Below are 12,334 nucleotides of genomic sequence, written 5' to 3' on the forward strand. Positions count from 1 at the left end.
TGCTGACCCGCAAAGATTGCGGGTCCGTGCATCGACGGCGCCCTTGCGATCCTTCGCCGGCCGGACCTTGTATGCGCCCGATGCTGAAACCCCTCGCCGCGCTGCTGATGCTGCTGCCCGCCGCCGCCCTGGGGGCGGAAAGCGCGCCGGTGCGCTCGGACCGCGCCGAGGCGGTGCTGATGGCCGACCAGGCCGCGGTGGCGCCGGGCGGGGAGGTCTCGATCGGCCTGAGGCTGCGCCTCGCCCCCGGCTGGCATACCTATTGGCGCAATGCGGGCGATGCCGGCGCCCCGCCCGAGATCGCTCTGAGCCTGCCCGAGGGCGCGACCGCCGGCCCGATCGCCTGGCCCGCGCCGGAGCGCATCGAATACGGCCCGCTAGTCAATTTCGGCTATCACGACGATGTGCTGCTGCCGATGCAGGTGCGCCTGCCGGCCACGCTGCCCGTCGGCGGCAGCCTGCCGGTCGAGGCGCGCGCCACCTGGCTAGTCTGCGAACAGGTCTGCATCCCTGAGGAAGGCACCTTCCGCCTCGACATCCCCGTCGCGGCCGAGGCGCAGCCGGACCCGGCGACCGCGCCGCTCTTCGCCGCGGCGGCAGAGGCCGTGCCGCGGCCCTCCCCCTGGCAGGCGCAGGCCGCGCTCGGGCCGGGCGGCGGGTCGCTGGCGCTGGAAGGCCCCGGCCTGTCGCGGGAGACGGTCCGCAGCGCGGTGTTCCTGCCTGCGCGGGAGGGCGTGCTCGACAACGTCGCCCCGCAGCGCCTGGCGATCGCGCCGGGGCGGCTGGACCTGGCGCTGACGCCGGTCGCGGGCGCCGCGGCGCCGGCCGCGCTCGAGGGCGTGCTGCTGCTGACCGATGGCGGCGGTCGGCGCGTCGCCTATGAGGTCGCCGCACCGGTCGCGCCCTTCGTCGCCTCGGCCATGCCGCTGTGGCAGGCGGCGCTGTTCGCCCTGCTGGGCGGGCTGATCCTGAACCTGATGCCCTGCGTCTTCCCGGTGCTCGCCATGAAGGCGATGGCGCTGGCGCGGATGTCGGGGGAAGCGCGCGGCAAGGTCCGCGCCCATGCGCTGTCCTATGTCGCAGGCGTGATGGTCTGCTTCGCCGCGCTGGGCGGGCTGATGCTCGGCCTGCGGGCGGGCGGCGCGGCGGCGGGCTGGGGCTTCCAGTTCACCGCGCCGGGCTTCGTCGCGGCCATGGCCTGGCTGATGCTCGCGGTCGGGTTGAACCTCGCCGGCGTCTACGAGGCCGGGCGGACGGTCGGCGCCGGGGCGGGGCTCGCGGCGCGGGGCGGGCATCTCGGCTCCTTCGCGACGGGCGGGCTCGCCGTGCTGGTGGCCACGCCGTGCACGGCACCCTTCATGGCCGCGGCGCTCGGCGCGGCGCTCGCGATGGATGCGCTGTCGGCGATGGCGGTGTTCCTTGCCCTCGGGCTGGGACTCGCGGCGCCCTATGGCTTGCTCGCGGTCTTCCCAGGCCTCGCGGCGCGGCTGCCGCGGCCAGGGCCGTGGATGGAGCGGCTGCGGCAGTTCCTCGCCTTCCCGATGTTCGCCGCGGCGATCTGGCTGGTCTGGGTGCTGGCGCAGCAGGCCGGGCCGGATGCCGTGCTTGCGGTGCTCGCCGGCGGGCTGCTGCTGGCCTTCGGCGCCTGGGCGCTGGGCCAGGCGCAGCGGGCGGGCGGGTCGCGCATCGCGCTCGCCGCCGCCGCCCTGGGCCTGGTCGGCGCGCTCGCCCTGCTGCCCCGCATCGCCGCCACCCCGGCCGAGGCCGCCGCGCCCGGCCCCGGCGCCGAGGCCTGGAGCGCCGAGCGCGTCGCCGCCCTGCAGGCCGAAGGCCGCACCGTCTTCGTCAACGCCACCGCCGCCTGGTGCATCACCTGCCAGGTGAATGAGCGCGTCGCCCTGCGCGCCGAGGCGGTCCGCGCCGCCTTCGCCGCGCGCGGCGTCGCCTATCTCAAGGCCGACTGGACGGCGGGCGACCCCGCCATCACGGCGCTGCTGCGCGCCCATGGGCGGGACGGCGTGCCGCTCTACCTCGTCTATCCGGCCGGCGGCGGGGCGCCCGAACTGCTCCCGCAGCTCCTCACCGAAGGCATCGTCCTGCGCGCCATCGGCGGCTGAGTCGTGGATCCCGTCCTCCGGATCCTGGTGCAGGCGGCGCAGTGGCTGCGCCATCCGCCCTCGCGCACCCGTCTTCGGATCATGGTGGTCGTGATCGCCGGGGCGATCGCGCTGGTCGCGATCGAGCGCTTCGTCGGCTGGCCCGATTGGGCGCGGGTCGATCGCGGCGCGCGGCCGGTGATGACGCGGCCGTGACACCGCCCCGCGCTTGACGCCCCCCCCGTCGCGCGGGATAGGAAGGATTGTCCGGCGTCAAGACCGGCACCGGCGTCCGGCCCCAACGGGGCGGCCGCCCGAGGATGGCTAGGCAGATCCTGCAGTTCGTCGGAACCCCTCCGGCGGCTGAACGAGGCCCCAATGGGCCGCCGCGCGACGAGGTGAGCCATGCCGAGTGCCGATCCGTCCCCGGAGTCTGCCATCCCCGCCGCCTTCCTGCGGCTGGCCGGGCGTCGCGCCTGGTCCTCGCGCCTGGCGGAACTCGGCCGCCGCGCGCAGTCGGGCCCGCTGTCGGGCCGCGCCGCGCAGCAGCGCCATGCCGTCGAATTCGTCCTGGCCCGGGTGGCCGAGGGGCGGGGCGCCGAGCGCCTCGGCACCGCCGAGCGCCGCGTTCTGGCCTTCGCGCAGGAGGCGGTGCGCCTCGCCCGCACGCTGCCGGAGGAACCCCGCGCCCGGCTGCGTGCCCTGGTGCATGAGGGCCTGGCCGGCGAGCAGACGCTGATCCCGCTGTTCCATCTGCTGCGCACCGCCGCGCTCTATCGCGAGCGCGGCTTCGCGGTGGAGTTCGCGGGCCTTGCCGAGGGCGCGCCTTACGACCTGCGGATCGCCCGCGCCGGGGCGGTCGCCGAGGTGGTCTGCGAGACGGTCTCAGCCGAGGAGGGCCGCCCGGTCCATCGCGGCGACTGGTGCGCCCTGGTCGACCGGGTCCATCCGGAGCTCCAGACCTGGCTCGCCGCCCATCCGGGCCGCTACCTGCTCAAGATGACGCTGCCCGAGGGTCTGGCCGGCCCGGACAAGGCGGCCGAATTGCAGTCGCGCATCATGGCTTTACTCGCCGACCGGCGGCGCCAGGATTCCAGCGCGGACGCGGTGCTGAAGCTCGATCCGCTGGTGCTGGCGGGCGCCCAGGCCGGCCCCGCGCTGCCGCGGCGGCTGCGCGAGCAGTTCGGCCCCGAGGCGCATCTGGCCGTCACCGGCGATGCCGCGGGCGGGTCGGTCTTCGTCATGGCCGCGCGGGCCGGCCGGGAGAATGCGGTGGCGGGCGCGGTGGTGGCGCGGATGCGACTCGCCGCCGAGTCGCGCCTGACCGGCGCGGCGCCGGGGATCCTCGCGATCTTCGTGGACGACCTCGAGAAGTCGGAGTGGCGGTCATTGCGCGAGACGCTCGAGCTCGAGGGCGCGGCGCGGCGCTTCCTCACCGAGCCCGCTGCGCGGCGCGTCGTGGCCGCGGCCTGCGCCTCCCGCATGGAGATGTTCGGCCTCGCGCCGCCCGACGCGGCGCCCGAGGGCGAGCTGCGCTTCCGCAACCCGTCCCACCCCGCGGCGAAGTCGCCGGGGCTGGCGCCGGCGGTGACCTCCTCGCCCTGACCGCGTCCTTGCCGCCGTCCGGGCGGCGGGCGAGGCTGGCGCGGGGAGGGATGGCGCCGATGGCCATGCGCGCCCGCGAGCGGGCCGGCGAGGATCTGGTGGTCGAACTGGCGGAGACCTTCCGCCTGATGAGCGACCCGACGCGGCTGAAGATCATCCTCGCCTGCCTCGACGCGCCTGCCGCGGTCGGAGAGATGGCCGAGGGGCTCGGCATCTCCGCCTCGCTCGCCTCCCATCACCTGCGGCTGTTGCGTGCGGCGCGCCTTCTGCAGGCGGAACGGCGCGGCCGGCAGGTCTTCTACGTGGTGGGCGACGAGCACATCAGATCGATGCTGGCCGACATGGTCGAGCATGTCGGCGAGGAGGATGCGGGCGAGGCCGATGCGTGACGCCGCAGGCCCCGATCGTTCCGCGCCCACAGCCATTGGCAGGAAGCGGGGCGTGCTCACTTGTGCGGTGCGGGGTGGGCCGACTATGGTCCGCGCGCGTCGTGCGCCGTCGGTGCGCGGCGTGCGCGTGGTCGCGCCGGTGGCACCGGCCTGGCCCGCGGACGCAGGATGGTTCAAGTCGGCGTGGCCAGCACGCCCGGGGAATGGTGATGCGGTTGAGCGACGGTAAGCGCATCTGGGCCGTGATCGGCGGGATCGCCGCGGTGGTCCTGGCGATGGCGGCGGCGCCGGCGATGGCGCAGGGCATGGTGGGTGCGCCGCATGCCTGGGGCATGGGTCTCCAGGAAGCGGGCGGGCCGATCAAGGAAGCGATCCACCACTTCAACAATCTGGTGTTCGGCATCATCGTCGTCATCACGATCTTCGTGCTGGCGCTGCTGGTCTGGTGCGTGTGGCGCTATCGCGCCTCGGCGAACCCGAACCCGTCGACGACCAGCCACAACACGCTGCTCGAGGTCGCCTGGACCGTCGTTCCCGTGCTGATCCTAGTGGTGATCGCGATCCCGTCCTTCCGCCTGATCTACTACGAGGACCGGACGCCGAACGCGGACCTGACGATCTCGGTGCAGGGCCGCCAGTGGTACTGGAACTACACCTACCCCGATAACGGCAACTTCAACTTCGACAGCTATCCGCTGACCGAGGACCAGCTCCCGCCGGAGCGCCGCCACCTGTTCCGCCTCGCGGTCGACAACGAGCTGGTGATCCCCGTGGGCGCCAACATCCGCGTGATCACGACCGGCCGCGATGTGATCCATTCCTTCTTCGTGCCGGCGCTCGGCGTGCAGCGCTACTCGATCCCGGGCCGTGCGCTCGAGACGTGGATGCGTGCGGACCGCGAGGGCGTCTTCTACGGCCAGTGCAACCAGATCTGCGGAACCAACCACTGGTTCATGCCGATCGCGGTGCGCGCGGTGAGCCGCGAGGACTTCGACAAGTGGGTCGCCGAGGCGCGCACGCGCTTCGCCAGCGCGGACGGCACCGAGGCGCCGGCGATCGCCGCCGCCCCGGCCCCCGCCCAGACCGAGACCCTGCAGATCGCGGAGGCGCGCCGCTAAGGCGCGACCCGGAGGAAGAACGATGGCGACCGCAACCGACGCGCATCACGACGACCACCACGACCACACGCCCGGCTTCGTGGCGCGGTGGCTCTTTTCCACCAACCACAAGGACATCGGGACGCTCTACATCATCTTCGCGCTCTTCGCGGGGGTGATCGGCGTCGGGCTGTCGGTGCTGATGCGCATGGAGCTGCAGCAGCCCGGCCTGCAGTTCTTCGCGAACGGCCAGATGTGGAACACCTTCGTGTCGGCCCACGGCCTGATCATGGTGTTCTTCGTCGTCATGCCGGCGCTGATCGGCGGGTTCGGCAACTGGTTCGTGCCGATCATGATCGGCGCGCCGGACATGGCCTTCCCGCGCATGAACAACATCTCGTTCTGGCTGCTGGTGCCGGCCTTCCTGCTGCTCGGCGCCTCGCTGTTCGTGGGCGAGGGCCCCGGCGCCGGCTGGACGATCTACCCGCCGCTGTCGGACGCCACCTACCACCCGTCGATGTCGATGGACCTGGCGCTGTTCTCGCTGCACCTGGCGGGCGCGTCCTCGATCATGGGCGCGGCGAATTTCATCACCACCATCCTGAACATGCGCGCGCCAGGCATGACCCTGCACAAGATGCCGCTGTTCGTGTGGTCGATGCTGGTCACCGCCTTCCTGCTGCTGCTCGCGGTGCCGGTGCTCGCCGGCGCGATCACCATGCTGATCACCGACCGCAACTTCGGCACGGCCTTCTTCCGCCCCGAGGGCGGCGGCGACCCGGTGCTGTTCCAGCACCTGTTCTGGTTCTTCGGCCACCCCGAAGTCTACATCATGATCCTGCCGGGCTTCGGCATCATCAGCCACGTGGTGTCGACCTTCAGCCGCAAGCCGGTGTTCGGCTACCTCGGCATGGCCTACGCCATGGTCGCGATCGGCTTCGTCGGCTTCATCGTGTGGGCGCACCACATGTTCCAGTCGGGCATCGACGTGGACACCCGCGCCTACTTCATGGCCGCGACGATGGTCATCGCCGTGCCGACGGGCATCAAGATCTTCTCCTGGATCGCCACGATGTGGGGCGGGTCGATCGACCTGCGGACGCCGATGCTCTTCGCGATCGGCTTCATCTTCCTGTTCACCGTGGGCGGCGTCACCGGCGTCGTGCTGGCCAATGCCCCGCTGACGCAGATCCTGCACAACACCTACTACGTGGTGGCGCACTTCCACTACGTGCTCAGCCTCGGCGCCGTCTTCGCGATCTATTCCGGCTTCTACTACTGGATCGGAAAGATGAGCGGGAAGCAGTACCCCGAGTTCTGGGGCAAGGTGCACTTCTGGATGACGTTCATCGGCGTGAACCTGACCTTCTTCCCGATGCACTTCTCGGGCAACCAGGGCATGCCGCGCCGCTATCCGGACTATCCGGACGCGCTGTGGGGCTGGAACATGCTGGCCTCGATCGGGGCCTACATCTCGGCCGCCTCGCTGCTGCTCTTCATCTACGTGGTGTGGCTGACCTTCCGCTCCGGCGAGAAGGCCGCGGCCAACCCGTGGGGCGAGGGCGCGACGACGCTCGAGTGGCAGGTCTCCTCGCCGCCGCCCTTCCACACCTTCGACGAGCTGCCCCGCGTCCGGTGACGGGCGCGGCCTGAACGGAGCGACCATGAGCGACACCGCCATGGAACCGGGACAGGGGGGCGCTGCCCCCCTTCCTGCTTCCTACGACATGTCGGAGGTGAGCGACTGGGTCGCGCTGCTGAAGCCGCGCGTGATGTCGCTCGTGGTCTTCTCGGGCCTGGTCGGGCTGCTGGTGGCGCCGGGCGCGCTCGCCATGCACCCCGTGATGGCGGTCAGCGCGATCCTATGCATCGCCGTGGCCTCGGGCGCGGCGGGTGCGATCAACATGTGGTACGACCGCGACATCGACGCGGTCATGCGCCGCACCGCGCGGCGCCCGATCCCGGACGGGCGCATCGCGCCGGGGGCGGCACTCAGCTTCGGCGTGCTTCTCGCCGTCGGGTCCGTCACGGTCATGTGGATGGTGACCAACACCGTCGCCGCGCTGGTGCTGGCGGGGTCCATCGCCTTCTACGTCTTCGTCTACACCATGTGGCTGAAGCGCCGGACGCCGCAGAACATCGTCATCGGCGGCGCCGCCGGCGCCTTCCCCCCGGTGATCGGCTGGGCCGCGGTGACTGGCGACGTGACGCTGGTGCCGGTGCTCCTGTTTGCCATCATCTTCGTCTGGACGCCGCCGCATTTCTGGTCGCTGGCGCTGTGGGCGCATGACGACTACGCGCGGGCCGGCGTGCCGATGCTGCCCGTGACGGCGGGTGCCAGGGAAACCCGCCGACAGGTGGTCATCTACACCGGGCTGCTCGTCCCCCTGAGCCTCGCGCCCTGGCTGGTCGGCTTCTCGAGCTCCGCCTATGCCGCCGTCGCCGCGGTGCTTGGCGCGATGTTCCTCCGCCACGCCATCGCCGTGCTGCGCGATTCGCAGGACGAGGCCGGGCGCAGCCTGACCCGTGACGCGCCGGCGCGGGCCTGCTTCCGCTTCTCGCTGTCGTACCTGTTCATCCTGTTCGCGGCCCTGGCCGTCGACCGGCTGGCGCTCGGCGGATGACGCCGGAGGAACGCGCCCTGTTCGAGAAGCGCCGACGCGGGCGCAACATCGCCATCATGCTCGCGCTGCTGGCGCTGACGGTGATCTTCTACTTCGTCGGCATGGCCCGGATCCTGCGCGGTTGATGCTTGCGCCGGCGGGGCCGAAGCACCATTGAAGGGCCGATGGACCGCGACGACCTCTCCCGCAAGAACCGCCGCACCGCCCTGATGGCCTTCGGGACCGTCGGCGGCATGGTCGGGCTCTCCTTCGCCGCGGTGCCGCTCTACAACCTGTTCTGCCGGGTGACGGGCTACAACGGCACCGTCCAGCGCGGGCAGGAGGCGCCGGGCGCCACCGACCGGACGATCACGGTCCGCTTCGCCGCCACCACCCATCCGAACCTGCCCTGGCGCTTCCAGCCCGAGCAGCCCGCGATGACGCTGCGCCTGGGCGAGGAAGGGCTCGCCTTCTACACGGCCGCCAACCGGGCCGAGACGCCGGTGACCGGCATCTCGGTCTACAATGTGACGCCCGAGAAGGTCGGCCGCTACTTCCACAAGGTCGCCTGCTTCTGCTTCGACGAGCAGACGCTCGAGCCCAACCAGCGCGTCGACATGCCGGTGTCCTTCTGGGTCGATCCGAAGATCGCCGAGGATCCCAACACCCGCGACGTCACCACCATCACCCTGCACTACACCTTCTTCCGCACTATCGAGGACGCGCAGCGCGCCGGTGCGGTGGCCAGCGCCGGGCCGCATGTCGGCCGGGCCGGTTCGCGCACGAACTGACCCTGCGGCCAACCGGCCGCGTCCTGCACAAAACCTGCCCGTCATGACGCTGCCGGGCTTGATCCTCCGGGCCTTTTCGGGATTGATGCGGCGCGATGCGCACCGGTGGCCCCGGCCGTCGGCGCGCGACCCGGAGTCCAGGATACCCGATGGCCAGCACCCCTTCCGCCGACGCGGCGCACGGCAACGGCGCACCCCATTACAAGCACCCCTACCACCTGGTGGATCCGTCGCCGTGGCCGCTGGTCGGGTCCTTCAGCGGCGGTGCGCTCGTCCTCGGCATCGTGCTCTGGGCCCATAATGGCATCCACTGGGTGTTCGGGCTCGGCGTGCTCGGCGTGCTGGCGACGATGTTCTTCTGGTGGCGCGACGTGGTGCGGGAATCGCGCACCCCGGGCCTCCATACGCCGGTCGTTCAGCTGGGCCTGCGCTACGGGATGACGCTGTTCATCGCCTCCGAGGTGATGTTCTTCGTCGCCTTCTTCTGGGCCTGGTTCCACTTCGCGCTGTACCCCGAGCACGTCTCGGGTTCCGCGGTGCCGCATGTGTGGCCGCCGCACGGCGTCATGACCTTCGACCCGTGGGGCCTGCCCTTCCTTAACACCATGATCCTGCTGCTGTCGGGCACCACGGTGACCTGGGCGCATGCCGCGATCCTGAAGAACGACCGCAAGGCGTCGATCCAGGCGCTGACGATCACCGTGGCGCTGGGCCTGATGTTCACGTCGCTGCAGGCCTGGGAATACTCGATGGCGCCCTTCGCCTTCTCGGGCGGCGTCTATCCCTCGGTGTTCTTCCTCGCCACCGGCTTCCACGGCTTCCACGTGATGGTCGGCACGACCTTCCTGCTGGTCTGCCTGTTCCGCGCCATCAAGGGCCACTTCACGCCGGAGCGGCATTTCGGCTTCGAGGCGGCGGCCTGGTACTGGCACTTCGTCGACGTGGTGTGGCTGTTCCTCTTCGTCTGCATCTACTGGCTCGGCGCCGGCGAGATCGCGCACCACTGACCGCCCCCGGGCGGGACGCCGTCGGCCGCAGGCCGGCCCTTCGGCGCACAATGTTTCCCGGCCGGGCCTGTGGGTCCGGCCGGTGTCGTTTTCGGGCTCCTGCTGGAGGCTTCCGGTGGCTGAAGGATCTTCCCTGGTGACGGCCGCGCTGCTCGGACGCTGCCCGCGCTGCGGCAAGGGCAAGCTGTTCCGCGGCCTGCTCGACATCCGCGAGACCTGCGACCATTGCGGCCTCGACCTGCGGGGCCACGATGCGGGGGACGGGCCGGCGGTGGCGGGCATCTTCGTCATCGGCGCCGTGACGGTGATCGCGGCGATCTGGGTCGACGTGAAGTTCGAACCGCCGCTCTGGGTCCATGCGGTGCTGTGGCCGGCGCTGGTGCTGCCGTTCTCGCTGCTGACCATGCGCGTCGCGAAGGCCGCGCTGGTTGCGCTGCAGTGGCGCCACCGCGGCCAGGACCGCTGAGGCCGCATGTCGTTCTTCCGCGCCGCGCGGCGTCTCGCGGTCCCGGCGGCAACGACGCTGGTGCTGCTGGCCGTGCTGCTCGGCCTCGGCACCTGGCAGGCGCATCGGCTGGCGTGGAAGACCAACCTGCTCGCGCGCATCGATGCGGCCGAGGCCGGCCCGCCCGTCCCGCTCACCGACCGGCCGGAACCCTTCGCCAAGGTCCAGGCCATCGGCCGCTTCGACAATGCGCGGGAGGCCCTGGTCGGCCTCGAGGTCCGCGGCACGACCCTCGGCGCGCGCCTCCTCGTACCGCTGCTGCGCGAGGGCGCGCCCGCGCTGCTGGTGGACCGGGGCTGGGTGCCGCTCGAGCGCGACCGCCCCGTGGACCATCCCGAAGGCGAGGTCGCCGTCGCCGGCTGGGTGCGGCCCGGCGAGACCGCCGGCTTCTTCGCGCCTGCCGACGATCCCGTGGCGCGGCGCTTCTACACCTACGACCCTCAGGCGATCGGCGCGGCGCTGGATCTCGGCCGCGTGGCGCCCTTCACCCTGGTCGCGATCGGCGACCGGCCGGGCCTGCCCGAGGCCGACCGCGCCCTGCCGCGGCCGACCAACAACCATCTCGGCTATGCCATCACCTGGTACGGCACCGCGCTCGCCCTGGTCGGGGTCTTCCTCGTCTGGGCGCGGCGGCGGCTGAAGGAGTGACGCGCCCATGCAGAACCCCGCCTATCTCCGCCTGAAGGCCCGCTTCGCGCGCATCGCCGCACTCGGCGAGGCCGCCTCCATGCTGCACTGGGATGCCAGCGCCATGATGCCCCCGGGCGGCGGCGAATCGCGCGGGGAGCAACTCGCCGCGCTGGCGGGCCTCGCGCATGAATTGCTGACCGCGCCGGTGGTCGAGGAGGACCTCGAGATCGCGCATCCCGAAGGCGCGTGGGAGGAGGCGAACTACGCCCTCATGGAACGCGCCCATGCGCGCGCCACCGCCCTGCCGACCGAACTCGTGGAAGCGACCGCGCGCGCCAATTCCGCCTGCGAGAAGCTGTGGCGCGAAGCGAAGGCGCGCGCCGACTTCGCCCTTGTCCGCCCCGCGCTGACCGAGGTGGTGCGCCTCCAGCGCGAGACGGCTCGGGCGCTCGGCGCCGCGCTGTCCATGGACCCCTACGACGCGGTGATGGATGGCTACCAGCGCGGCGTGACGGCCGCCGACGTCGAGCCGGTCTTCGCCGCCTACGAGCTGTTCCTCAAGGACGCCCTGCCGCGCGCCGAGGCGATCCAGGCCGCGAAGCCGGCGCCGCTGCCGCTGAACGGGCCCTTCCCGGTCGAGATCCAGCGCCGGCTCTGCCGCGATCTCTCGGCGCGCATCGGGCTCGACTACGACCATGCGCGGCTCGATGAATCGCTGCACCCGTTCTGCGGCGGCACGCCCCAGGATGTGCGCCTGACGACCTTCTACGACGAGCACGACGTCGCGAAGGCGCTGCTCGGCGTGCTGCACGAGACGGGGCACGCGCTCTACGAACGCGGCCTGCCCGCGGCCCATGCCCGCCAGCCGGTCGGCGAGGCGGCCGGCATGGCCGCGCACGAATCCCAGTCCCTGATCGTCGAGATGCAGGCCTGCCGGTCCGATGCCTTCCTCGCCTTCCTGGGCCGCGAGCTGCACGCAGCCTTCGGCGGCGAGCCTGCGTCCGTCGAGGCGGCGAACCTCGCCCGCCATTGGCGCCGGGTGGAGCGCGGCTTCATCCGCGTCGACGCCGACGAGATCACCTACCCCGCCCACGTCATCCTGCGCTTCCGCCTGGAACGGGCGCTGATCGGCGGGACGCTGGAGGTCGCCGACCTGCCGGCCGCCTGGAACGAGGGGATGCGGGCCATGCTCGGCATCACCCCGCCGGACGACGCCAAGGGTTGCCTCCAGGACATCCACTGGCACGATGGGGCCTTCGGCTACTTTCCCTCCTACACCCTCGGCGCCATGGCCGCGGCGCAGCTGATGAAGGCGGCACGGGCGGCGGAACCGGGGCTGGATGCCGCGCTGGCGCGGGGGGACATGGCGCCGCTGCTTGGCTGGCTGCGAACGAACGTCCACTCGAAGGGGTCGTTCCTGGGGTTCCAGGACCTGCTGCGGTCCGCGACGGGCAAGCCGCTCGATCCGCAGGATTTCATCGACCACCTGACGGCGCGGTACCTGACGGCCTGACGCGAGGAGAGGGGGGCTTTGCCCGCCTCGACCCCCCCCACCAAAGGCCGAAAGGCCTTTGGCAACCGTCACCCGGCGTCGCGCCTCGGAAGGTGATG

General features: G+C 71.7%; 13 protein-coding genes. All 13 read left to right on the plus strand.

Annotated elements, in window-relative coordinates; translation table 11 throughout:
• Window positions 1-80: 80 nt before the first annotated feature.
• The 13 genes from GWK15_RS19370 (at window position 81) to GWK15_RS19425 (ending at window position 12,236) form a co-directional block, all read left to right on the plus strand.
• Window positions 81-2,117, plus strand: coding sequence for a protein-disulfide reductase DsbD family protein (locus GWK15_RS19370; RefSeq protein ID WP_168043021.1), 2,037 nt, complete (start codon window positions 81-83; stop codon window positions 2,115-2,117).
• Window positions 2,118-2,120: 3 nt separating this feature from the next.
• Complete coding sequence (locus GWK15_RS19375; protein ID WP_168043022.1) at window positions 2,121-2,312, plus strand: hypothetical protein; 192 nt, start codon at window positions 2,121-2,123, stop codon at window positions 2,310-2,312.
• A 189-nt stretch (window positions 2,313-2,501) separates the two neighbouring features.
• Window positions 2,502-3,701, plus strand: coding sequence for a hypothetical protein (locus GWK15_RS19380; RefSeq protein WP_168043023.1), 1,200 nt, complete (start codon window positions 2,502-2,504; stop codon window positions 3,699-3,701).
• A gap of 59 nt (window positions 3,702-3,760) precedes the next feature.
• Window positions 3,761-4,090, plus strand: coding sequence for an ArsR/SmtB family transcription factor (locus tag GWK15_RS19385; protein WP_168043024.1), 330 nt, complete (start codon window positions 3,761-3,763; stop codon window positions 4,088-4,090).
• 209 nt (window positions 4,091-4,299) lie between these two features.
• Window positions 4,300-5,208 (plus strand): cytochrome c oxidase subunit II, encoded by a 909-nt coding sequence (gene coxB, locus GWK15_RS19390; RefSeq protein ID WP_168043025.1) that lies wholly within the window; start codon window positions 4,300-4,302, stop codon window positions 5,206-5,208.
• A gap of 22 nt (window positions 5,209-5,230) precedes the next feature.
• On the plus strand, window positions 5,231-6,826 hold the full coding sequence (gene ctaD / locus GWK15_RS19395; RefSeq protein WP_168043026.1) for a cytochrome c oxidase subunit I: 1,596 nt from the start codon (window positions 5,231-5,233) through the stop codon (window positions 6,824-6,826).
• A gap of 25 nt (window positions 6,827-6,851) precedes the next feature.
• Complete coding sequence (locus GWK15_RS19400) at window positions 6,852-7,811, plus strand: heme o synthase (RefSeq protein WP_168043027.1); 960 nt, start codon at window positions 6,852-6,854, stop codon at window positions 7,809-7,811.
• Window positions 7,808-7,936: a hypothetical protein gene (locus GWK15_RS26375; RefSeq protein ID WP_272870068.1), complete on the plus strand. Its 129-nt coding sequence runs from the start codon at window positions 7,808-7,810 to the stop codon at window positions 7,934-7,936. The genes GWK15_RS19400 and GWK15_RS26375 overlap by 4 nt, the downstream gene beginning before the upstream one ends.
• Before the next feature lie 39 nt (window positions 7,937-7,975).
• Window positions 7,976-8,581: a cytochrome c oxidase assembly protein gene (locus tag GWK15_RS19405; protein WP_168043028.1), complete on the plus strand. Its 606-nt coding sequence runs from the start codon at window positions 7,976-7,978 to the stop codon at window positions 8,579-8,581.
• Between the two features lie 149 nt (window positions 8,582-8,730).
• Window positions 8,731-9,588, plus strand: a complete 858-nt coding sequence (locus tag GWK15_RS19410) for a cytochrome c oxidase subunit 3 (protein ID WP_168043029.1) — start codon at window positions 8,731-8,733, stop codon at window positions 9,586-9,588.
• A 136-nt stretch (window positions 9,589-9,724) separates the two neighbouring features.
• Window positions 9,725-10,054: a DUF983 domain-containing protein gene (locus tag GWK15_RS19415; RefSeq protein ID WP_338147292.1), complete on the plus strand. Its 330-nt coding sequence runs from the start codon at window positions 9,725-9,727 to the stop codon at window positions 10,052-10,054.
• 6 nt (window positions 10,055-10,060) lie between these two features.
• Entirely contained in the window at window positions 10,061-10,741 is a 681-nt protein-coding gene (locus GWK15_RS19420) for an SURF1 family protein (RefSeq protein ID WP_168043031.1), read from the plus strand.
• 7 nt (window positions 10,742-10,748) lie between these two features.
• Window positions 10,749-12,236 carry a carboxypeptidase M32 gene (locus tag GWK15_RS19425; RefSeq protein WP_168043032.1) on the plus strand — a complete coding sequence of 496 codons (1,488 nt, stop codon included), beginning with the start codon at window positions 10,749-10,751 and terminating at the stop codon, window positions 12,234-12,236.
• Window positions 12,237-12,334 lie beyond the last annotated feature (98 nt).

This window comes from Neoroseomonas oryzicola (assembly GCF_012163135.1).
In the GTDB taxonomy this organism is placed as follows: Bacteria; Pseudomonadota; Alphaproteobacteria; order Acetobacterales; family Acetobacteraceae; genus Neoroseomonas; species Neoroseomonas oryzicola.

What these genes read in the sequence shown, in the direction of transcription:
- GWK15_RS19370 (WP_168043021.1), top strand. Translation starts at nt 81, where the DNA reads ATGCTGAAACCCCTCGCCGCGCTGCTGATGCTGCTGCCCGCCGCCGCC.
- GWK15_RS19380 (WP_168043023.1), top strand. Translation starts at nt 2,502, where the DNA reads ATGCCGAGTGCCGATCCGTCCCCGGAGTCTGCCATCCCCGCCGCCTTC.
- GWK15_RS19385 (WP_168043024.1), top strand. Translation starts at nt 3,761, where the DNA reads ATGGCCATGCGCGCCCGCGAGCGGGCCGGCGAGGATCTGGTGGTCGAA.
- coxB (WP_168043025.1), top strand. Translation starts at nt 4,300, where the DNA reads ATGCGGTTGAGCGACGGTAAGCGCATCTGGGCCGTGATCGGCGGGATC.
- ctaD (WP_168043026.1), top strand. Translation starts at nt 5,231, where the DNA reads ATGGCGACCGCAACCGACGCGCATCACGACGACCACCACGACCACACG.
- GWK15_RS19400 (WP_168043027.1), top strand. Translation starts at nt 6,852, where the DNA reads ATGAGCGACACCGCCATGGAACCGGGACAGGGGGGCGCTGCCCCCCTT.
- GWK15_RS26375 (WP_272870068.1), top strand. Translation starts at nt 7,808, where the DNA reads ATGACGCCGGAGGAACGCGCCCTGTTCGAGAAGCGCCGACGCGGGCGC.
- GWK15_RS19405 (WP_168043028.1), top strand. Translation starts at nt 7,976, where the DNA reads ATGGACCGCGACGACCTCTCCCGCAAGAACCGCCGCACCGCCCTGATG.
- GWK15_RS19410 (WP_168043029.1), top strand. Translation starts at nt 8,731, where the DNA reads ATGGCCAGCACCCCTTCCGCCGACGCGGCGCACGGCAACGGCGCACCC.
- GWK15_RS19420 (WP_168043031.1), top strand. Translation starts at nt 10,061, where the DNA reads ATGTCGTTCTTCCGCGCCGCGCGGCGTCTCGCGGTCCCGGCGGCAACG.
- GWK15_RS19425 (WP_168043032.1), top strand. Translation starts at nt 10,749, where the DNA reads ATGCAGAACCCCGCCTATCTCCGCCTGAAGGCCCGCTTCGCGCGCATC.